This is a genomic window from Kitasatospora sp. NPDC032121 (assembly GCF_055580145.1).
In genome coordinates this window covers 1-21,688 of sequence record NZ_JBVILX010000029.1, presented here as the reverse complement: position 1 = coordinate 21,688, position 21,688 = coordinate 1, and the positions used below count along the sequence as shown (strand labels likewise).

The window sequence follows — 21,688 nt, the reverse complement described above, 5'->3', positions numbered from 1 at the left end:
CCCCGGAGGGGAGGTCTCAGCCCACCGGCCAGGTGTGCACCGGCTCGCCGCCGCGCATGAGTTCGGCGTAGCGCCTGGTCATCGCCGCGAGCGCGGCCGGCCGGTCCATCCCGTACTGCTCGCGCAGCCGGTGGAAGGTCGCGGTCTGCCAGGACGCTCCGTTGGTGCGGCGCAGGCAGCGCTGCTCGATGATGCCCAGGTAGCGGTCCCGGTCGGCGGGCTCCACGCCCCACTCGTCGAGGCCCTGGTAGGCCATCGGCAGCAGCTCGTTCAGCACCAGGTCGACCGCGGACACGGTCTGCAGCCCGCCGCCGCGCCCGGCCCGCCCCGAGCGCGGCCACTGGAACACCGCGTCGATGCCGTACCGGGCGCCCTGCTGGAAGTTCTCGTCCGCCCGCTCGAACGGCAGCCGGGTCCAGATCGGCCGGGGCTGCGCGGCGAGCACCCGCACCAGTCCGTAGTAGAAGGCGGCGTTGGCCAGCGTGTCGGCCACCGTCGGCCCGGCCGGCAGCGCCCGGTTCTCCACCCGCAGGTGCGCCACCCCGCCCGCGACGTCGTACACCGGGCGGTTCCATCGGTAGATGGTGCCGTTGTGCAGCCGCATCTCGGCGAGCCTGGGCGCACCGCCGGAGGCCAGCACCTTCAGCGGGTCCTCGTCGTCGCAGATCGGCAGCAGCGCGGGGAAGTACCGCAGGTTCTCCTCGAACAGGTCGTACGCGGAGTCCACCCAGCGCTCGCCGAACCAGGTGATCGGGCGCACCCCCTGGGCCTTGAGCTCCGCCGTCCGGGTGTCGCAGGCCTGCTGGAAGAGCACCGGACGGGTCTCCCGCCACAGCTCCCGCCCGAACAGGAACGGCGAGTTGGCGCCGAGCGCGAGCTGCGGCCCGCAGATCGCCTGGGCGGCGTTCCAGACCGAGGAGAACCGTTCCGGGGTCACCTGGAGGTGCAGCTGGAGCGAGGTGGCGGCGGCCTCGGCCACCATGGTGATCGACTCCAGCTGGAGGTGCTCGACCCCCTCGATGTCCAGCGCGATGTCCTCCCCGCGGGCGGCCAGGATCTGGTCGCTGAGCAGGCTGTACCGCTGGTTGTGGCTCATCGCGTCCAGCCCGGTGTGGGCGTGCTCCAGGGTCGGCAGGATGCCCACCATGACGATCCTGGCGCCCGCCTCGGCGGCCCGCCGGTCGGCGTAGCGCAGCCCGGTGTCGATCTCCTCGCGCAGTTCCTCGAAGACGTGCCCGCAGAGCCGGTGGGGCGTGATGTTGACCTCGATGTTGAACCGGCCCAGTTCGGTCTGGAAGTCGCTGGAGCCGATCGCGCTCAGCACCTGCGCGTTGTTCATGGCCGGCAGGCCCTGCTCGTCGGCCAGGTTGAGCTCGATCTCCAGGCCCATCACCGCCCGCGGACGGTCGAAGCGGTCCTCCCGGATCATCCGTCCGAGTGTTTCGAGACACGTGTGGAGCTTGCGCCGGTACTGCTGCCGGTCCGCCAGTTCCGCCCGAGTAGCCACGACCTTCTCGCCCACGGTCCCCTCCTCCAGAGCCACCCCGTCGAGCACCCGGTCGACCGACCGTGCAAGCATCATGCCCACCTCGAAGATCGATACCCGAACACGTGTACTGGCTTGCATTGCAAGGCATCTGACGGAAAATCAGACGAACTATGGACTTGCTCGGCACCACAGCCTGTGATAAACAGATCACCCTGCGCACCTGTTCGAATTGGCACAGCGCTCCGGCCGGTCCGCCCCGCCCAGAAGCCCTCGTCGACGGCGGCGACCGTGCCGGCTCCGCGATCCTGCACAACCGGACACGGCCGGGCCCCGTCACCGAAGACGCGTCGCCTCGCCACGCCGGTATGACGCACTCGCACGCCGATCTCGCTTGGAGAGGCGGACCCGCCATGACTCTGCAAACCCCCCAGCCCCCGCCGAGCGCGCTGCGCGCGGTCCTGGGCGCGCTCGACTCGGAGACCGCGCTGCGCCAGCCCGCCGCCGCAGCACTGCGCCATCCGACCGGCCCACTGCTCCCCGCCCACCCGCTCGCGGTGCACGTCCTGAACGGCCCGCGCCCGGAGCTCCCGGCCGCCCGCCGCACCGGCTGGCGCTTCCTGATCAAGGACGGGCCCGAGGTGGCCGCCGCCGCCGAGGTGGTGCAGAGCGCCGAGGGCCACAGCTTCTCCCACTTCACCGCGGGCCCCTACCTCGACTCGACGGTCCGGGCACTGCGCGAGGCCTGGCAGCTCGCCCAGAACTCCCGGACCCGCCGGCAGCCCCGGCTGCTGACCTTCCCCGGCCAGTACGCCACGGCGCTCTGGCTGCACAGTCCCGACGGCGACCCGGCCGCCGATCTGCTGATCCCCCTCGCCCCGGCCCCGCTCGGCGTCACCGCGCACCGCGCCTGCCCGGCCGCCGAACTGCTGCCGCTGCTCGCCCGCACCCCGCTCGCCAGGCCGCTGCTGCTCGGCTCCTCCTGACCGGCCGGTGCCCCACGGGCCGCCGGGCCCACGCGCCCGGCGGCCGCCACCCGTGCCCGCGCCCGTGCGCCCGCGGACCCTCACCCGAACGGCGATCACCCGTCCGGACCATCCGGCATGGCCCCATCGGGTCATGCCCCGGCTGACCCACCGGTGTGCTCTTTCCCGTCGGTCCCACCTGAACGGGTGATCTCTACCCGGGAGTTGTGGCGCATGTCACGAAATCCCTGCGCGCGGGTCCCAGGATGCCGACACTGGGAACCAGCGTGGAAGGACCCCCTGTCCTACCCACTTGAGCGCCGGTCCACACTTGGCCGGCGTGCGGACAGGATCCGACCACCGCGGCGGTCCCGGACGGCACCACCTCCGGCGACCGCACCACGGGGAGGATCGCAGAGCGAAGCGAGGGTACGCGTATGTGCCAGCACCGTCCTGAGTGCCCGTCGGCCGAGTCCGAGGACCGCGAGGCGGCCGTCTCGGTGGCCCGCCACCCGGAGCAGGGCTGGAGCCTGCTCTGCAACGGCGTCGTCCTGTTCGAGGACACCGGAGAACTGCTGCCCGACGGCCGGGTGATCGCCCCGCGCCGTCCCGTCGCCCACGCGGCCTGACCGAACGGTCCGGCCGGTCCGGCCGGCGGGGGCAGCCGCCGACTCGGCCGGCGAAACGGGCAGGGCCCCGGCGGAAGACTCCGCCGGGGCCCTGCCGTCCGATCCGGGCCCGCGGGCCCGGTCCGGTCAGACGCCGTACTCGTCCAGCGGCGGGCAGGAGCAGACCAGGTTGCGGTCGCCGTACGCGCCGTCGATCCGGCTGACCGGCGGCCAGTACTTGTCCGCCGGGTTCACGCCCGCCGGGAAGACGGCCTCCTGCCGCGAGTAGCCGTGCGCCCAGTCGCCGGCCAGCGTGGCGGCGGTGTGCGGCGCGTTGCGCAGCGGGTTGTCGTCGGCCGCCCACTCGCCCGAGCCGACCTTGTCGATCTCGGCGCGGATGGTGATCATCGCGTCGCAGAACCGGTCGATCTCGTGCAGGTCCTCGGACTCGGTCGGCTCGATCATCAGCGTGCCGGCCACCGGGAAGGACATCGTCGGCGCGTGGAAGCCGTAGTCGATCAGGCGCTTGGCGATGTCGTCCACCGTCACGCCCGTCTCCTTGGTCAGCGGACGCAGGTCGATGATGCACTCGTGCGCGACCAGCCCGCCCGGACCGGTGTAGAGCACCGGGAAGTGCGGCGCCAGACGCTTGGCGATGTAGTTGGCGTTCAGCACCGCGACCTGGGTCGCGTGCTTGAGGCCCTCGCCGCCCATCAGCCGGACGTACGCCCAGGAGATCGGCAAGATGGCCGCCGAGCCCCACGGCGCGGCCGAGACCGGGCCGACGCCGGTGGCCGGGCCGGCCTCCGCCTGCAGCGGGTGGTTCGGCAGGTACGGCGCCAGGTGGGCGCGCACCGCGACCGGGCCGACGCCCGGGCCGCCGCCGCCGTGCGGGATGCAGAAGGTCTTGTGCAGGTTCAGGTGCGAGACGTCCGCGCCGAACTTGCCCGGCTTGGCCAGGCCGACCAGGGCGTTCAGGTTGGCGCCGTCCACGTAGACCTGGCCGCCGGCCTCGTGCACCAGGGCGCAGATGTCGGTGATCTGGGTCTCGTACACGCCGTGGGTGGACGGGTAGGTGACCATCAGCACGGCGAGGTTGTCGCGGTGCTGCTCGATCTTGGCCTTCAGGTCCTCGACGTCCACGTCGCCGTCGGCCAGGGTCTTCACCACGACCACGCGCATGCCGGCCATCACCGCGGAGGCCGCGTTGGTGCCGTGCGCCGAGGACGGGATCAGGCAGACGTCGCGCTGGGTGTCGCCGTTGGCGTGGTGGTAGGCGCGCACGGCCAGCAGACCGGCGAACTCGCCCTGGGAACCCGCGTTCGGCTGGATCGACACGGCGTCGTAGCCGGTCACCTCGACCAGCTGCTGCTCCAGCTGGCGGATCAGGGTCAGGAAGCCCTGGGCCTGGTCGATCGGCGCGAAGGGGTGCAGCTGGCCGAACTCCGGCCAGGTCACCGCCTCCATCTCGGTGGTCGCGTTGAGCTTCATGGTGCAGGAGCCCAGCGGGATCATGCCGCGGTCCAGCGCGTAGTCCCGGTCCGACAGGCGGCGCAGGTAGCGCAGCATGGCGGTCTCCGAGCGGTGGCTGTGGAAGACCGGGTGGGTCAGGTACTCGTCCTCGCGCAGCAGCGCGGCGGGCAGCGTCTCGGCGCCCTCGGCGACCTCGCCGGCGGGAACGCCGAACGCGGCCCAGACGCCGGCCAGGTGCTCGCGGGTGGTGGTCTCGTCGGTGGAGACGGAGATCCGGTCCTCGCCGTCCTGGTACACGTTGATGCCGTTGGCGCGGGCGGCGGCGGCGATCTCGGCGGCGCGGCCCGGGACGACGGCGGTGACGGTGTCGAAGAACTCGCCGTGCAGCAGCTCGACGCCGCCGGCCCGCAGGCCCTCGGCGAGGGCGGCGGCGTAGCGGTGGGTGCGGCGGGCGATGTCGGCCAGGCCGTCCGGGCCGTGGTAGACGGCGTACATCGAGGCCATCACGGCGAGCAGCACCTGGGCGGTGCAGATGTTGCTGGTGGCCTTCTCGCGGCGGATGTGCTGCTCGCGGGTCTGCAGCGCCAGGCGGTAGGCGCGGTTGCCGTCGGCGTCGACGGAGACGCCGACCAGGCGGCCGGGCAGCGAGCGGGCGTACTCGGTACGCACCGACAGGTAGCCGGCGTGCGGGCCACCGAAGCCCATCGGCACGCCGAAGCGCTGAGTGGTGCCGCAGGCGATGTCGGCGCCCAGCGAGCCCGGGGACTTGAGCAGGGTCAGCGCCAGCAGGTCGGCGGCGACGGCGACGATCGCGCCCAGGCCGTGCGCCTGCTCGATCACCGGGGCGAGGTCGCGGACCACACCGGTGGCACCCGGGTACTGGAGCAGCACGCCGAAGACGCCGCGCTCGGCGATCTCGGCGGGGATGCCCTCGGACAGGTCGGCGACGACGACCTCGACACCGGTCGGCACGGCGCGGGTGTTGATCACCGCGAGGGTCTGCGGCAGGGTCTCGGCGTCGACCAGGAAGACACCGCCCTTGACCTTGGTGACGCGGCGGGCGAGCGCCATCGCCTCGGCGGCCGCGGTGCCCTCGTCCAGCAGCGAGGCGCCGGAGGTCGACAGGCCGGTCAGGTCGGAGACCAGGGTCTGGAAGTTGAGCAGCGCCTCCAGGCGGCCCTGCGAGATCTCCGGCTGGTACGGGGTGTAGGCGGTGTACCAGGCCGGGTTCTCCATGACGTTGCGCAGGATCACCGGCGGGGTGAAGGTGCCGTAGTAGCCCAGGCCGATCATCGGCTGGAGCACCTGGTTGCGGCCGGCCAGCTCGCGCAGCTCGGCGAGGACCTGGGCCTCGGTCCGGCCCGCGGGCAGGTCCAGGGCGGTGATGGAACGGATCGCCTCGGGCACCGCGGTGGCGGCGAGCTCGTCCAGCGAGCCGTAGCCGACGGACGCCAGCATCTTCTCCTGCGCGGCGGCGTCGGGGCCGATGTGGCGGTTCTCGAAGGGACTGGCCAGCTCAAGCTCGGTGAGGGTCGAGGCGCCGGTGGGGCGTCCCGCGTTCGGCTGGGCGTTCATGGTGGTCGAGGCCTCCTGGTCACGGACCGGCGGGGGTACGCACGCCGGCCGGCCTCGCCGCTGCGGGCGGCGGACAAGCCTGGGCGGGCGGACCCGACAGGCCTCCCCCTCTGTCATCGGGACCTGAGAGCTTCACCCGCACGGGGCGCTGTGGGCGCTCCGCCGGCTTGCACCGTCGGTGAGGGTGGTGATCGCCGGCTTCCGTGCCGACGTTCCTGCCCTGCTTTCCAGAGTGACCTACCCCACACGGTACGGATGCCTGAGAGATTCCGGGGAGGAGTTGCTCCTTCGGCGCCCCGACCAGCGGTTTTCGTTGTCGGAGACTCTCCCGAGCGGGCTCTGCGGTCGCCGCCCAGGGTACCAGCGGGAGGCCGCCCGATCACGGGTGCGTCGGGTCACTCGAGGTCTACGCGCGTCCCCCGGACGGTCGATCGCGCGACCCCGTCCGGCGCACCCCGCTCGCGCCCGTCCGATTCATGGCATTTGGTGTGAAGTGGCGGACAGGACGGGTGCTCCGGCCGCCCTGCTGCGGGAGTTCCGCAGGCCCAGCGCACGCGGGAGGAAAGAAGTGCAGACCGACATCGACCCCCGGGACCTCATCGGTCACAAGGCCGTCGACCGCAACGGAGACAAGATCGGCACGGTCGACGAGGTCTACCTGGACGACGCCACCGGCCGGCCCGAGTGGGCCGCGATCCGGACCGGCATCTTCGGCCGGGACGCCTTCGTCCCACTGACCACCAGCGAGTTCGCGGGCGACGAACTGCGGGTGCCGTACGACAAGTCGCTGGTGAAGGAGTCACCGGACTTCGGCGTCGGCCAGCACCTGTCCCCCGCCCAGGAGCTACAGCTCTACCGCTACTACGGGCTCGACACCCCGATGGACAGCCGTCCGAACGGCGAGAACGGGAACCGGACCAAGCAGCCCGACCTCGACTTCGGCACCACGGCGGCCACTGCCGCCGCCACGACGACCGCCGCGGCCCCCGCCAAGCCGCTCACCTTCCACAGCCCCGAGCGCTCCCCCGAGCACGCCCCGGCAAGGACCCCCGCTGCCGCTGCCGCCGCCGCGCCCGTCACCCCCGACAGCACCAGGACCGCCCCGGAGGCCGACACCCGGATCCCCGGCACCCCTGCGGCAACCACCCCGCCGGCGGCGGCGCCCGCCCCCACCGCACCCGCCATGGAACCGAAGCAGTCGCAGCCCGCCCCCACGCCCGCCCCGGCGGCGGCCACCAGGACCGCCACCGCGCACTCGGGCACCCCCACGGCCGCCCCGAGCAGCCCGGTCGAGATCACCTGCCGCGAGGAGCGGCTGGACGTCACCACCGAGTGGCGCGTCGTCGGCACCGCGAAGCTGCGCAAGTACGTGACGACCGAACAGGTCGAGCGCCGCGTTCCGGTGGTCCGCGAGCGCGTCCGGGTCGAGCGGACGCCGATCAGCGAGGCCGAGCGCGCCACGCTCACCGACAAGGAGATCGCCGAGGCCGTCGAGGAGGTCACTCTCCGTGAGGAACGCGTGGTGACCCGCAAGTACCTCGCGCCCGTCGAGCGGATCCGCCTGGTCGTCGAGCGATACACGACCGAGGAGGTGATCCGGGAGGAACTCCGTCGCGAGCACGTCGAGGTCCACGACACCACGACCCCCCGCACCCCGCCGTCCACCTTCACTCCCGACACCCCCCGCCCGGCCCCAGCACGCCCGCTCGCCTGATAGCCCCCACCAGCAAGGGGCCCCGGACACCGTTCCGGGGCCCTTGTCGCGTACCCGACCCTTCGACTTTGCCAAAGCTTAACCGCTCGATATTTGACACTCTGAAGTATCTCCCTGCACGATTACTTCAGTTCATTCACTATGTACGGGAGGAAGCAACCGTGAGTGAGGCACCACAGCCCACCACCGCGGCCGAGAAGCAGAGCAGCGCCCGGGTCCTGCCGGCCCTCATCCTGGCGATGCTGTCGTTCAGCGTGGTGCAGACCGCGGTCGTCCCGATCCTGCCCTCGCTGGCCAAGGAACTGAGCGTCTCCGCCTCCAGCATCACCTGGCTGATGACCGCCAACCTGCTCTCCGCAGCCGTGCTGACTCCCCTCCTGGGCCGTTTCGGCGACCTCCGGGGCCGTAAGCCGATGCTGCTGATCTCGCTGGCCGGCCTGGTCGCCGGTTCGGCGCTGGCGGTCAGCACCCACTCCTTCACCTGGCTGGTCGTCGCCCGTGTCCTCCAGGGCGCCGGCGGCGGTGTCCTGCCGCTGGCGATCAGCATCGTCCGTGACGAGCTGCCCAAGCAGAAGGTGACCGGCGGCGTCGCCGCCATCAGCGCCTCGATGGGCGTCGGCTCCGGCCTCGGCCTGGTCGCCACCGGTCTCCTGCTGGAGCACTGGGACTACAAGTCGATCTTCTGGATGGGCCTGGTCTTCGGCCTGATCGCCGTCGCCCTGGTCGCCTTCCGCGTGCCGACCGACCCGGTCACCGACAAGGAGGGCGGCGCCGACCCGCTGGGCGCCCTCACCCTGGCCGGCTGGCTCTCCGCGCTGCTGGTCGCGGTCAGCCAGGGCAACCACTGGGGCTGGACCTCCAACAAGACGCTCGGCCTCTTCGCCGTCGCCGCCGTGGTCGCCCTGGTCTGGGGGATCATCGAGACCAAGGTCGCGCACCCCCTGGTGGACATGAAGATGATGGCCCGTCCGGCCGTCGCCTTCACCAACGTGGCCGGCCTGCTCATCGGCTTCGGCATGTACGGCTCCTTCATGGTCATCAGCAACTTCGCCCAGACCCCGGAGAAGCTGACCCACTACGGCTTCACCGCCACCGTGCTGCACGCCGGCATCATGCTGCTGCCGTCCGCGATCGGCTCGATGGTCGCCGCCCCGGTCGGCGCCCTGCTGATCGCCCGTCGCGGCCCGCGCCTGCCGCTGGTCCTCGGTGGCGTCCTCGGCGCCGTCGCGATGGCCTACCTCGCCGTGCGCCACGGCCGCGAGGGCGACATCTACACCGCCTCGGCGATCTTCGGTCTCGGCGTCGGCCTCGCCTTCGCCGCGATGCCGGCCTACATCAACGGCGCCGTCCCGGCCGAGCAGAGCGGCATCGCCAACGGCATGAACTCCGTGCTGCGCACGGTCGGCGGCGCGATCGGCACCGCCGTCATGGCCGCCATCCTGACCGGCGACACCATGAAGCTGCCGCCGCAGATCCCGCTCTCCCTGCCCACCCTGGACGCCTACAAGCACGCGTTCTGGACCGCGGCCGTCGTCTGCATCGTCGCCGGCGTCGTCCCCTTCCTGATCCGCGGCGCCAAGTCGGCCGCCACCCCGACCGCCCTCGGCGGCTCGGCCCAGCAGGACTCCAGCCCCGCGCTGGTCAAGACCGACGCCTGACGAGGCGTCCGGCCCCCGCGCCCAGGGACAGGGCGCGGGGCCCCGGTCCCCGTACGTCGCGAGGGCATCACGAACGTACGGGGTCCGGCACGGTGATCGGCCCCACCCGGTACTCCCCCACCGGGTGGGGCCGCTTCGCGTTCCGGGCCCGCTCCGCGGGCCCGCCTCCCGTCAGCTCAGCCGCCCCCGTCCGACGCGCCGTCCCCGCCCTCGTCCCCGCCCTCCTCCCGGCGCAGCGGCAGCGGCCGGGAGGGTTCGAGCGCCGGGTCGTCCACCGCGAAGGTCCGCACCCGCCCCGGCCCGCTCCACGGCGTCTCGAACCGCACGGTGACCCGCCCGACGCCACTGCCCTGCACCCAGCCCGGCCCGAACTCCTCGTGCCGGACGTCCTGTCCGGGCATCCAGCGCCGCACCACGACGACCTCGGGCTCCTCCTCGGCCTGCTGCGCCGCGGCCGCCACCTCGGCGTGCTCGGCGGCCTCCTCCCGCAGCGCCTGCGCGAACAGGTCCTCCTGGGTGTAGTCGGCGAGTTGGGCGACGCCCACGCCGAGCAGCCGGACCCCGCCGGTGATGTCCACCTGCTCGGCCAGCCGGCGCGCGGTCGCGGTGATCACCGCCTCGTCGTCGGTGGGCCCGCCGAGCGTCTCCGAGCGGGTCAGCGTCGAGAAGTCGAACCGCCGGACCTTGAGCACCACCGTCCGCCCCGAGCGCCCGGCCGCCCGCAGCCGCCGCACGCACCGGCCGGCCAGCGCCTCGACCTCGCGCAGCACCCGCTCCCGGTCGGCCAGGTCGACCTCGTAGGTGTCCTCCACCGACACCGACTTGGCGTCCTGGTCGGCGATCACCGGCCGGTCGTCCACGCCTGTGGACATCTGGAAGATCCCGGCCCCGTGCGCCCGTCCGACCAGCTGCACCAGCTCCGCCTCCCCCGCCTCCGCGAGGTCGGCCACCGTGTTCAGCCCGGCCCGGCGCAGCACCTGCTCGGTGGCCGGCCCGATCCCGGGCAGCGCCCGCACCGGCATCGGCCCCAGCACGGCCCGCTCCTGCCCGGGCTCGATCATGACCAACCCGTCCGGCTTGGCCCGCTCGGAGGCGATCTTGGCCATCAGCTTGGACCCGGCCGCCCCGACCGAGCCGGTCAGCCCGGTCAGCCGCCGGATGTCCGCCCGCAGGTCCTCGGCCAGCGCCAGGACCAGCCGCTCGCCGGTCTCGTGGTCCGCCTCCAGCAGCGCGGGGCCGTACGCACCTGCCTCCAGGTCCACGAAGGCCTCGTCCAGGCTCAGCGGCTGCACCAGCGGGGACAGCTGCCGCAGCAGCCCCATCACGATCTCGCTGTTCTGCCGGTAGGCCTCGAACCGACCCGACAGGAAGGCGGCGTTGGGGCAGAGCCGGCGCGCCTGCGCCATCGGCATCGCCGAGTGCACCCCGAACCTCCGCGCCTCGTACGAGGCCGTGGAGACCACCCCGCGCCCGCCGAGCCCGCCGACGACCACCGGCTTGCCGCGCAGGCTCGGCTTGGCCGCCTGCTCCACCGCCGCGAAGAAGGCGTCCATGTCGAGGTGGATGATGCTCGGCAGAGATCGCACCCGCCGATCATCGCGTACGGGTCCGACAGTGCGTACGACCCGGGCCGGACGGCCCGCGACGGGCCACCGGCGGCACGGGACGGGCGCTACTTCCCCGCCGCCTCCGCCAGCGCCTTCGGAATGCCGTCCTCCTTGGGCCCGAGGAACAACGGGTCCGGCCGCAGCCAGGCGTTGGCCGCCGCCTTGCCCGCCCCGGCGACCTCCCGCAGCCCGCCGTACAGCCAGGTCGCGTCGTGCCACTCCGGCACCCCGACCGCGTACGAGCGGATGCCCGCCGCCTCGCACAGCGCCAGCGCCCTGCGGACGTGGAAGTCCTGGCTGACCAGCACCGCGTGGTCCACCCCGAAGATCCGGCGCGCCCGGGTGCAGGAGTCCCAGGTGTCGAAGCCGGCGTAGTCCCGGACCACCCGGTCCTCGGGCACCCCGTGCTGGGTCAGGTACGTGTACATCGCGTCGGGCTCGTCGTACTCGACCCGCCCGTTGTCCCCGGTCACCAGGATCGCCTGCACCTTCCCCTCCCGGTACAGGTCCAGCGCCGCGACCAGCCGGTGCTCCAGGTACGGCGAGGGCTTCCCCTCGTCCAGCCCGGCACCGAACACCACCGCGACCGGCGCCGCGGGCGCGCTCTCCACCGTGCCCACCCGGTCACCCGCGGAGAACCACACCCAGGCGCTCGGCGCCAGCGCCAGCGAGCAGAGCACCGTCCCGAGCTGGAACACCCTGCGCTGCGTCCGCCGCTGCCGCAGCCGCGCCCCCAGCAGCCCGGCCCTGCGCCGCAGCAGCCCCGATATCCCGGTGCCGTCTCCCACGTGCCCTCCCTCGATCACGCCAGTTCAGGGAACACGACGGGGCCGCGGGTCCGAACGGTTCCCCGTCCGGGCCCGCGGCCCCGTCGAACTCCTGCTCAGACCGCCCGGTTGCGCCGCTGCGCCAACTCGTCGGCCGGGTCGTGCCCGACCAGCGTCTCGCCGGTGTCGGTGCGCTCCGCGTGCAGCCTCCCGAGGGTGAGCTCCAGCTCCTGCCAGACCGCTCCGACCGCGATGCCGAAGATCCCCTGACCGCCCTTCAGCAGGTCCACCACCTGCTGCGGCGTGGTGCACTCGTACACCGTCGCGCCGTCGCACATCAGCGTCATCCCGGCCAGGTCGCCCTGGGCGGCGGCCTGCAGGTGGGCGACCGCCACCCGGATGTTCTGCAGCGAGACACCCGCGTCGAGCAGCCGCTTCACGATCTTCAGCAGCAGGATGTCGCGGAAGCTGTAGAGCCGCTGGCTGGTCGACGGGTACGCCGTGCGGACGCTGGGCTCCAGCAGTCCGGTGCGGGCCCAGTAGTCCAGCTGGCGGTAGGTGATGCCGGCCGCCGCGCAGGCCGTCGGGCCGCGGAAGCCGAGCAGCTCGGACGTCGGCGCCAGCCGTTCGATGCTCGGCTGGCCCGGTTGTACGGCCGGGAACCTGCCCATCCGGGGGAGATCCGTGACGGTGCGAGCGGTGCGCGGCATGTGCACGGCGCACCGGCCTCCCACGGCCGCGTCATCGCCGGTGCTGCTCATGCCTGCCTCCGTCCACTTGTGCTGCGGGCAACCCGACTACGGGCATCGGCCACCCGGACAGCCACTCCTGACGGTAGGCAGTCCCCTATGACCCGTCAACGATCGCCACGCCGGACCGGACAAACCACATCACTCAGGAGAGTGGTTTTTCGTGCCCCTAGTGTGGGTAGATGGACGGTTTTTGGCAAAACGGTAGGCCAAACGGCCGCGCGCCCGGCCCCCGCTACTGCGGGCCGCTGCCCCCGAAGTCCTCGGGCGAGACCTGGTCGAGGAACTCGCGGAACTTCTCGACCTCGTCCTCCTGCTCGTCCGGGATCGCGATGCCCGCCTCGGCGAGCACCTCCTCGCTCCCGTAGATCGGCGTGCCGGTGCGCAGCGCCAGCGCTATGGCGTCGGACGGCCGGGCGCTCACCTCGACCCCGCCGGCGAACACCAGCTCGGCGTAGAACACGCCCTCCCGCAGGTCGGTGATCCGGACCTCGGTGAGCTGCTGGCCGAGCGCCTCCAGGACGTCCTTGAACAGGTCGTGCGTCAGCGGGCGCACCGGGGTCATGCCCTGCTGGGCGAAGGCGATCGCGGTCGCCTCGCCGGGGCCGATCCAGATCGGCAGGTAGCGATCTCCCCCGACCTCCCGCAGCAGCACGATCGGCTGGTTGGAAGGCATCTCCACTCGGACACCCACGACGTCGAGCTCATTCACACAGGCAACCCTATGGCTCCGCTCCCGGATATGAAAGCGCAGAGCCGACGCCGCTGGTCAGCGAGGTGCTGCCGGTGCCGCAGGACGGGTCGGACGCGCCCCGCCGCGTCGGGAGCCGCTATCCGCGAGCCCGCAGGCCGGCCTGGACCATCGCCGCGTGCAGCCGTACGGACAGCGTCGCGAGCTCCCGGGCGGTGGCCTCCGCGTGCGCCCTGGTCTGTGGGTTCCGGTGCCGGCGCAGCGGCGCCACCACCTGCTCCACCAGCGCGATCTCGCGGTCCGCCGCGGCCTTCATGGCCCGCAGGTGGCGGGGCTCCAGCCCGTACCGGCCGAGCTCCGCGACCAACCGGGCCACCTGGAGCGCCTCGCCGTCGTAGCCGCCGTCCGGCCCCGGGGCGACCAGCCCGTAGGACTCCCACTCCGCCAGCTCCGACTCCCCGGCCTCGGCCGCCGCCAGCAACTCGGCGCGCCCCAGCCGGACGCCGGAGGGCACCTCGCCGGCGGCCACCAGCTCCCGGTCCGCCTCCTCCAGCGGTCCGGGCCGGGTGTCGGCGGCGGAGGGCAGCGCGGGCGGGTTCTCGCCGCGCTCGATGGCGTCCAGGTGCTCCCGGATCACCCGCAGCGGCAGGTAGTGGTCCCGCTGCATGCGCAGGACGTAGGCCAGCCGCTCGACGTCGGCCGGGCTGAACTTGCGGTACCCCGAGGGCGTGCGCTGCGGCTCGACCAGTCCCTCCGTCTCCAGGAAGCGGATCTTGGAGATGGTGACCTCGGGGAAGTCGTCGCGCAGGAAGGCCAGCACCGCGCCGATGCTCAGCAGCTCGTCACCGCCGCGCCGGCGGCCGACGGGCCGTTCGGGCCGGACCGGCTGCCGCGGGCCCGCGACCAGCCCGCGCCCGCCGCGGTCCGCCTGCGGACCGGACGGGGTTGGGGTGGCCGCCCCGAGAGAAGAGGAAGGGGTATTCGTATTCACTCGGGCTCCCGCCGACGTCGTTTTCAGTACCCCCGGTGGTGGCCGGCGAAGAACACCAGCCGGTACTTCCCGATCTGCACCTCGTCGCCGTTGTTCAGCGACACCTCGTCGATCCGCTCCCGGTTCACGTAGGTGCCGTTGAGGCTGCCCACGTCCGCGACACTGAAGCCGGCCGGGGTGCGGCGGAACTCCACGTGCCGGCGCGAGACCGTGACGTCGTCCAGGAAGATGTCACCCTGCGGGTGACGACCCGCCGTGGTGATGTCCGAGTCCAGCAGGAAGCGGCTGCCGGAGTTCGGGCCGCGCTGCACGATCAGCAGGGCCGAGCCCGGCGGCAGCGCGTCGATCGCCGACAGCACCTCGGCCGACAGGGCCGGCGTGGCGCCGGTGCCGGTCGTGGCGCTGGGGTCGTACGACTCCAGGCCGGAGATGGAGATGGTCGACGTGGTCTCCGCTGCCCCCTCCGGGAGCAGGCCGCCGCGCAGCGCCGTGCCACAGTTTGAACAGAACCGGGCCGAGGCCGGGTTCTGGTTGCCGCACCTGGGGCACGGAGTGGGGCCAGCCATGTTCACAGCCTCCTGGCGGGGCACACCTGACGGGTTGTGCCCGGCGTACGGATCCGGGGCAAACCCTCCACCGGAGGTTGAGGGTCCTGACGGGAAACCTATGCGCGGCTCGCCTGAGGGGTCAACCGACGCGCCGTGGCCCGCCGGATTGGCCGCAAACTGGGCGGCGCCGCCGTCCCGGTAGAGCTGCTGGCCGTACGGCGCGGCCTCGGGGGCCGGACGCATGCCCGGCACCGCGGGCTCGTCCTCCGGCCGGCGGTGACGCGCGGTGGGCGCCTCGACGGCGGCCGCGTCACGGCCCTTGTTGCGACCGAACAACTTCGAGAAGAAACTCACGGGCGAATCCCCTTGCGTGTGACAGACCCGCCCGCGGGGCAGGGTGAGAACCTCGGACATGCTGCGAGCCCGATCCTTGCGGCTCGCCGGAGTGGTACTTCGTCGGTTGGTGCTGCGGTTGTTGCTCCGGAGCGTACTGGTGCGAACCAGTCTCGCCCATGTGACGGCGGCACCCCGCAGCGGGTGCCGCCCGCCCTTGACGGGCCGTTCGTCGGGCGCCCCGTCACTTCGAAGCCGGCTTGGCGTACTGCGGCGACTTCGGGTCCACGAGGGCGTCGACGACCACCTTCTGCTGCTGGGCGATCGTCGCCCGCGCCTGGTGGCTCTCCAGCGTGCGGACGACACCTCCCGGGATGTTCAGCGCGGGTGTCAGGTCCTGCGGGTTCCCCACGACCGTGAAGCGGTAGGGCTGCGAGACCTTCTTCCCGTCGATCTGCACCCCACCGGCCGACAGGTCGGTGAAGTAGGTGTTGACCACCACGCGCACATCGTTGATCTGAATCGCCTCCGCCCCCGCCGCTCGAAGTTCTTGCAGGGTGTCCAGCAGCATATCTGCCTTCACCTGCCCTTGGGGATCATCGACCGTGAGTACGATGCCCGGACCAGTGGCTTTGGCGGTGCCGGCGAGCACACCGAGCTCCGTCATCTTCTTCCTGGTCTGCTCCTGGGCCTCCTTGGCCTGGTTGGAGCTGTTCTCCAACTTCGCCAGGGACTGCTCCAGCTCCGCCTTCTCCTGCTGGAGACGCTGCTGCCGGCTGTCCAGTTCGTCGAGGATCCGCACCAGGTCCTCCTGGCGGGCCCCGCGCAGCTGACTGTGGTGGTCGTTGGTCGACCGCACCTGGATCGCCAGCCCCAGACCGAGCGAGAACAGCAGCAGCGCCACCACCAGCTGCCCGCGCGACAGCCGCGGCGGCCAGATCGCCGCCTTCAGCCGCCGTCGGCCGGCGTTCCGGTCCGCGGCGGGGTCGGGCTCGGCTGCCACTTCCGGCTCCGGCTCCGGCTCCGGCTCCGGCTCCGGCTCCGGCTCCGGCGATGCTTCCGGCTTGTGCTCGGGCTCGGCGGCAGGCACGGGTGCCGGCGCGGACTTCGCCGCGGGCTCGGCGTCCGGCTCGGCCTCGGGCGCCGGCTCGGTGGGCTTCGTGAGCCGCAGCGTCGGCTCAGGCCCCGCACCGGCGTCAGGCTCGGCCTCGGCGTCGGGCTTCCCCTCCGACGCCTCCCCTGACTCCTCGGACTCGGCGGCCGCCCCGGCCGTCCCGACAGCCTCGTCCGCCTCCGCCGCCCCCTCCGACCCGGACCGCGCGTCCGGCTCCGGCTCGGGTCCGTTCGCGGCCTTCTCGACAGACTTCTCGACGGCCTGCTCGACAGGCTTCTCGCCCGACTCCTCGCGCGGCTTCCCGGCGGTCGGCTCCGCCGCCACCGCCTCCCGCTTCTCCTCCGCCGCCCCGCGGCCCGGCTCAGGCGCGGAAGACATGGCGCCGGATCGCGGCCGCGTTGGAGAAGATGCGGATGCCGAGGACGACGACCACGCCGGTGGACAGCTGCGAGCCGACCCCGAGCTGGTCGCCGAGGAAGACGATCAGTGCCGCGACCACCACGTTCGACAGGAACGAGACGATGAACACCTTGTCGTTGAAGATCCCGTCGAGCATCGCCCGGACGCCGCCGAACACGGCGTCCAGCGCCGCCACCACCGCGATCGGCAGGTAGGGCACGACGGCGTCCGGCACCTCGGGTTGGACGAAGAGGCCGACGACCACCCCGATCACAAGACCCAGTACGGCAATCACGGTCTGGCTGCTCCTGTCCCTGTCGTGGTCTTGGTGGCTCCGGTCGTCGGACGCCGTTTGGCGGTGGGGGTCCCGCCGGACGCGGCCGGCGACCCGGAGGCGGAAGGCGAGGCCGATGGTGAGACGGACGCGCCGGGGCTCTCCTGGGTTCCGGCTCCGGCCGAGGGCGTACCGACCGGCGCCGCCGGGGGCGACGCCTCGGGCGTCACCGGCTGCGCGGTCCGCAGCGTGAGCCCGACCGCGGCCGGCAGCGTCAGGTTCTTCTGGACCGAGAGCGTCGACTTGATGCCGTACTGCTCCTGGAGCAGCCGCAGGTACTGCCCGGCCATGTCCTTCTCGAAGGCCGTGAGGAGCTTCGAGCCGTCCCCGATCGCCTGGATGTTGTACGGCGGCACCAGCGGCCGGTTGTCCACCAGCACCGCCTCGCCCGCGGCCCGGATCGCGGACAGCGCGGTCAGCCGCTGGCCGTTGATCGCGATCGCCTCGGCCCCGGATCCCCAGAGGCCGTTCACCACCAGCTGGAGGTCACGGTCCCGCAGCCGGCCGCTGTTGGAGAAGCCCTGCCCGGCCCGCGGGTCGACGTTGCCGCCGAGGCCCGTACCGGCGGCGTCCTCCAGGACGAGCTTCACGCCCGGCCCGGTGACCTGGCCCAGGCCCACCGCCTCGGCCGTCCCCCCGGTATCGCCCGCCCCCGACGCGAGCGCCTGCTGCTGCGTGGTGTCGACCTTGAGCCGCAGCTCCTGCACCTGCTTCTGCAGCCGGTCGGCCGAGGTGTTGCTGTCGTTGATCCGGTGGATCAACGCGTCCCGCTCCTTGGCCAGCGAGGGCTCGGCCTTGTGCGCGTTCACCGCGCCCACCGTCACCACCGCGCCGACCAGTGACAGTCCGGCGCCCAGTGTGAGCAGCCCCTGCCAGGTGCCGGGTATCCGACTGTCGCGGGCACCGCCGCGGGCGGCGGCCGCTTCCGCGTAGCCCTCGTCCAGGCTGTGATCCATCACGTTGGTCAGCAAGGACATCGAGGCATCCGGACGGTTGTACCGTCCGTTCGGGGCACTCGGTGTCGGCGTCGCTGGCATGGAGACCATCGTCCCACGTCGCCGAGAGGGCCATTGCACGGCCCCTGAGCTGCACACACACTGCACACATGACGGAAAGTGACGGATTGTTCCGAATGATGTGAAAACGGACAGCGGGGCGCACGGATCACACCGCGCGCCCCGCCGTTCGAGGCAGTTCCGAGCCCGGTTCCCGACCGTGCCCGGCTCAGGTCCTCGGCCCGGCCGGGGCCGTCACCGCCCCGCCCCGTCGACCACGGCCGCCCACTCGTCCAGCAGCGCCTCAGTGGCCTCGTCGTCGGGGCCCTCCGCCCACAGGTGGGTGACCGCCTCGGCCGGGTCCGGCAGCACCAGCGTCCAACGCCCGTCCGCCTCGACCACCCGGACGCCGTCGGTGGTGTCCAGCCGACGGCTTCCGGCCGCCTCCACCACCGAGCGCATGACCATGCCCTTGGCCGCCCACGGCGTCGCGATGTCCCGGCGACGGATGTGCGCCTGCGGGATCCGCGCGTCGATCTGGCTCAGCGTGAGCTGGGTCCGCGCCACCAGGCCGACCAGCCGGACGAACGCCGCGGCGCCGTCCAGCACCCCGCTGAACTCGGGCACCACGAAGCCGCCGCGCCCGTCCCCGCCGAACACCGTGCCCTCGGCGGAGGCCGCCTTCGCGAGGTCGTCCGGTGTCGTCGTGGTCCAGATGACCTGGGTTCCGTGGTACGCGGCGACCTGCTCGGCGATCCGCGTGGTGGTCACCGGCAGTGCCACCTGCCCGCTGCGCCGCTCGGCCGCGACCAGGTCCAGCAGCACCAGCAGCGCCCGGTCGTCGTCGATCACCCGACCGAGCTCGTCCACGAACGCGACGCGCTCGCCCACCGGGTCGAACCGCACCCCGAAGGCCGCCCGCGAGGAGGCGACCAGCTCGCCGAGCCTGGCCAGGCCGGCCCGGCGCTCCTCCGCGTCCTCGGTCGGCCGCGCCTCGTCCAGCCCGGTGGAGACGGTGAGCGCCTCGACCCCGAGCCGGCCGAGGATGCTCGGCAGAACGAGGCCCGCGCTGCCGTGCGCGGTGTCCACGACCACCTTCAGCCCGGCCTCCCGGACCCCGGTGGTGTCCACCGTCCGCAGCAGGTTGCCGGCGTAGGAGTCGAAGACGCTGGACGGGAAGGTGAGGTCCCCGATCTCACCGGGGAAGGCCCGCCGGTACTCCTGGCGCGCGTAGACCCGGTCGAGCTTCCGCTGGCCGGCCTGCGAGAGGTCCGCCCCGCGCTCGTCGAAGAAGAGGATGTCCAGCGAGTCCGGCACACCGGGCGTGGTCCGCAGGAAGATCCCGCCCGCGCTCCCCCGTGCCGTGTGCTGCCGGGCCACCGGCATGGGCACGTTCTCGAGGTCGCGGACGTCGATCGCGGAGGTCTGGAGCGCCGAGATCATCGCCCGTTTGAGCGCACGCGCGCCACGCGAGTGGTCGCGCGCGATGGTGACGGTGGCGCCCTTCTTGAGCGTCGTCGCGTACGCCCCGGCGAGCCGCACGGCCAGCTCCGGGGTGATCTCGACGTTCAGGACGCCCGAGACGCCGCGGACCCCGAAGAGGTGCTCCTGGCCGCGCGACTCCCAGATCACCGAGGTGTTGACGACGGCGCCGGCCTCGATGGTCTTGAACGGGTAGACCCGGACGTTCGCCCCGATGATCGACTCCTCGCCGACCAGGCACTCGTCCCCGATCACCGCGCCGTCCTCGATCCGCGCGGCCCGCATCACGTCGGTGTTCTTGCCGACCACGCAGCCCCGCAGATTGCTCTGCGGCCCGACGTACACGTTGTCGTGCACCACCGCCTTGTGCAGGAACGCGCCGCGCTTGACGACCACGTTGCTGCCCAGCACGGTGTGCTCGCGGATCTCCACGCCGGCCTCGACCTTGGCGTAGTCCCCGATGTACAGCGGCCCGCGCAGCACCGCCTCCGGGTCCACCTCGGCCCCCTCGGCGACCCAGACGCCCGGGGAGATCTCGAACCCGTCGAGCTCGACGTCGACCTTGCCCTCCAGGACGTCCGCCTGGGCCTTGCCGTAGCTCTCGTGGGTGCCCACGTCCTCCCAGTAACCCTCGGCGACGTAGCCGTAGACCCGCTTGCCCTCCTTCAACAGCTGGGGGAAGACATCGCTCGACCAGTCGACGGACTCACCCGCCGCGACGTAGTCGAAGACCTCGGGCTCCATCACGTAGATACCGGTGTTCACGGTGTCGGAAAAAACCTGCCCCCAGGTCGGCTTCTCCAGGAAACGCTCGACCCTGCCCTCGTCGTCCGTGATCGTGATGCCGAACTCCAGTGGATTCGGCACCCTCGTGAGACAGACGGTGACCAGAGCGTTCTTGCTGCGGTGATAGTCGATCAATTCCGAGAGGTCGAAGTCGGTCAGCGCGTCACCGGAGATCACCAGAAAGGAATCGTCCTTGAGCGCGTCCTCTGCGTTCTTGACACTCCCCGCAGTGCCCAGTGGTGTCTCCTCGTGGGCATAGGTCAGATGCATGCCCAGCTCTTCGCCGTCGCCGAAATAGTTCTTGACCAGCGACGCCAGGAACTGCACGGTGACGACGGTGTCGGAGAGACCGTGCCGCTTCAGCAGCCGAAGCACGTGCTCCATGATCGGCCTGTTGGCGACCGGAAGCAGCGGCTTCGGCATGCTGGAGGTCATCGGGCGGAGTCGGGTGCCCTCGCCCCCTGCCATTACAACGGCTTTCATTACGGGTGCGTCCTCCTTCGCGGTGGTGGACCAGCAGGTCCATCAAAGCGTTCCAGAAGGTTCTCTACCCGGAAGGCATCGTCCGACGCACCGATGAGGCGTGGGGCTTCTCTCAGATCATGTCTCAGAGTGCGGACGCGGAACCCGCGACGCTCGCCCGGACGATCCGCCTCGCCTGAACCGCGTAAAGAATCGCGGCCCACCAGTACAGCGTCGTCCCCCACCAGATGAACGCCCAGCTCACCACCTCGGCCGGCCGCGCGATCCAGCTGTCCACACTGCCGAGCAGCAGAAGCGGAAACGCGTACATCAGATTGAACGTCGCGGCCTTCCCCAGGAAACTCACCTGGAGCGGGCCGTAGCCGTGCCGGTTCAGAATCGGCAGCAGCGCGGCGATGAATACCTCACGGGCCAACAGGATCGCGGTGAGCCACCACGGCAGAATCTCACGCCAGGTCAGTCCGACCAGCGTGGAGAGCACATAGAGCCGGTCGGCCAGCGGATCGAGCAGCTGCCCCACCCGGCTGATCTGCCCCCACCGCCTGGCGAGCTTTCCGTCCAGGTAGTCGCTGACCCCGCTCAACGCCAGGATCAGCAGCGCCCAGCCATCGTTGTTGGGACCGTCGAAGACCGGCCACAGGATGAGCCAGAGAAACAGCGGAACACCGACCAGCCGGCCCATGCTCAGCATGTTGGGGATGGTGAGGACGCGATCGGTCTGGACCCGCGTCTCCTGGACCTCCACCCGGGGGCCTCCTGTCCCGTGTGACGACAATTGCATGTTGACCCTACAACAGAGAAGCCCCCGACCGGTTCGCCCGGCGGGGGCTTCTCTAGAAGAATTGTTCGGCGGCGTCCTACTCTCCCACAGGGTCCCCCCTGCAGTACCATCGGCGCTGTAAGGCTTAGCTTCCGGGTTCGGAATGTAAC

General features: G+C 71.9%; 17 protein-coding genes, 1 rRNA gene and 2 riboswitches. Of the genes, 4 read left to right on the top strand and 14 right to left on the bottom strand.

Annotated elements, in window-relative coordinates; translation table 11 throughout:
• Positions 1-16: 16 nt before the first annotated feature.
• On the bottom strand, positions 17-1,522 hold the full coding sequence (locus ACZ5OX_RS37325; RefSeq protein WP_449792469.1) for a glutamate-cysteine ligase family protein: 1,506 nt from the start codon (positions 1,520-1,522) through the stop codon (positions 17-19).
• A 377-nt stretch (positions 1,523-1,899) separates the two neighbouring features.
• Between ACZ5OX_RS37325 and ACZ5OX_RS37320 the strand changes: the two genes are divergently transcribed.
• A complete protein-coding gene (locus tag ACZ5OX_RS37320; protein ID WP_465636403.1) occupies positions 1,900-2,472 on the top strand; it encodes a hypothetical protein in 573 nt (190 codons plus the stop codon).
• 416 nt (positions 2,473-2,888) lie between these two features.
• Positions 2,889-3,080, top strand: coding sequence for a DUF5999 family protein (locus ACZ5OX_RS37315; RefSeq protein ID WP_097235094.1), 192 nt, complete (start codon positions 2,889-2,891; stop codon positions 3,078-3,080).
• A gap of 126 nt (positions 3,081-3,206) precedes the next feature.
• Here the strand turns inward: ACZ5OX_RS37315 and gcvP are convergent, their stop codons facing one another.
• Positions 3,207-6,107 (bottom strand): aminomethyl-transferring glycine dehydrogenase, encoded by a 2,901-nt coding sequence (gene gcvP / locus ACZ5OX_RS37310; protein WP_449792457.1) that lies wholly within the window; start codon positions 6,105-6,107, stop codon positions 3,207-3,209.
• A gap of 103 nt (positions 6,108-6,210) precedes the next feature.
• Positions 6,211-6,343, bottom strand: a riboswitch (glycine riboswitch).
• 1 nt (position 6,344) lies between these two features.
• Positions 6,345-6,448: riboswitch (glycine riboswitch) on the bottom strand.
• Positions 6,449-6,675: 227 nt separating this feature from the next.
• Between gcvP and ACZ5OX_RS37305 the strand changes: the two genes are divergently transcribed.
• Positions 6,676-7,821: a PRC and DUF2382 domain-containing protein gene (locus ACZ5OX_RS37305; protein WP_465636400.1), complete on the top strand. Its 1,146-nt coding sequence runs from the start codon at positions 6,676-6,678 to the stop codon at positions 7,819-7,821.
• Positions 7,822-7,982: 161 nt separating this feature from the next.
• Entirely contained in the window at positions 7,983-9,479 is a 1,497-nt protein-coding gene (locus ACZ5OX_RS37300) for an MFS transporter (RefSeq protein WP_465636398.1), read from the top strand.
• Positions 9,480-9,655: 176 nt separating this feature from the next.
• Here the strand turns inward: ACZ5OX_RS37300 and ACZ5OX_RS37295 are convergent, their stop codons facing one another.
• From ACZ5OX_RS37295 to rrf, 12 genes are all read right to left on the bottom strand, one after another.
• Positions 9,656-11,065, bottom strand: coding sequence for a DNA polymerase IV (locus ACZ5OX_RS37295; protein WP_449792460.1), 1,410 nt, complete (start codon positions 11,063-11,065; stop codon positions 9,656-9,658).
• A gap of 86 nt (positions 11,066-11,151) precedes the next feature.
• Entirely contained in the window at positions 11,152-11,874 is a 723-nt protein-coding gene (locus ACZ5OX_RS37290; RefSeq protein WP_465636396.1) for a SanA/YdcF family protein, read from the bottom strand.
• A gap of 95 nt (positions 11,875-11,969) precedes the next feature.
• Positions 11,970-12,614, bottom strand: a complete 645-nt coding sequence (locus tag ACZ5OX_RS37285; protein WP_465636394.1) for a MerR family transcriptional regulator — start codon at positions 12,612-12,614, stop codon at positions 11,970-11,972.
• A gap of 223 nt (positions 12,615-12,837) precedes the next feature.
• Positions 12,838-13,314 (bottom strand): bifunctional nuclease family protein, encoded by a 477-nt coding sequence (locus ACZ5OX_RS37280; RefSeq protein WP_030303568.1) that lies wholly within the window; start codon positions 13,312-13,314, stop codon positions 12,838-12,840.
• Positions 13,315-13,432: 118 nt separating this feature from the next.
• Positions 13,433-14,128 (bottom strand): transcriptional regulator FtsR, encoded by a 696-nt coding sequence (gene ftsR / locus ACZ5OX_RS37275; protein ID WP_449792470.1) that lies wholly within the window; start codon positions 14,126-14,128, stop codon positions 13,433-13,435.
• Between the two features lie 179 nt (positions 14,129-14,307).
• Positions 14,308-15,186 (bottom strand): FHA domain-containing protein, encoded by an 879-nt coding sequence (locus ACZ5OX_RS37270; RefSeq protein WP_449792463.1) that lies wholly within the window; start codon positions 15,184-15,186, stop codon positions 14,308-14,310.
• A gap of 223 nt (positions 15,187-15,409) precedes the next feature.
• Positions 15,410-16,657, bottom strand: a complete 1,248-nt coding sequence (locus tag ACZ5OX_RS37265; RefSeq protein ID WP_465636393.1) for a DUF881 domain-containing protein — start codon at positions 16,655-16,657, stop codon at positions 15,410-15,412.
• Complete coding sequence (locus tag ACZ5OX_RS37260; protein WP_030062488.1) at positions 16,641-16,973, bottom strand: small basic family protein; 333 nt, start codon at positions 16,971-16,973, stop codon at positions 16,641-16,643. The genes ACZ5OX_RS37265 and ACZ5OX_RS37260 overlap by 17 nt, the downstream gene beginning before the upstream one ends.
• Positions 16,970-17,989 carry a DUF881 domain-containing protein gene (locus ACZ5OX_RS37255; RefSeq protein WP_465636391.1) on the bottom strand — a complete coding sequence of 340 codons (1,020 nt, stop codon included), beginning with the start codon at positions 17,987-17,989 and terminating at the stop codon, positions 16,970-16,972. The genes ACZ5OX_RS37260 and ACZ5OX_RS37255 overlap by 4 nt, the downstream gene beginning before the upstream one ends.
• A 273-nt stretch (positions 17,990-18,262) precedes the next feature.
• Positions 18,263-20,758, bottom strand: coding sequence for a sugar phosphate nucleotidyltransferase (locus ACZ5OX_RS37250; RefSeq protein WP_465636390.1), 2,496 nt, complete (start codon positions 20,756-20,758; stop codon positions 18,263-18,265).
• A gap of 124 nt (positions 20,759-20,882) precedes the next feature.
• On the bottom strand, positions 20,883-21,503 hold the full coding sequence (locus tag ACZ5OX_RS37245; protein WP_465636388.1) for a CDP-alcohol phosphatidyltransferase family protein: 621 nt from the start codon (positions 21,501-21,503) through the stop codon (positions 20,883-20,885).
• A gap of 99 nt (positions 21,504-21,602) precedes the next feature.
• Positions 21,603-21,688: ribosomal RNA gene (rrf, locus tag ACZ5OX_RS37240) — 5S ribosomal RNA — on the bottom strand; the annotation flags it as partial.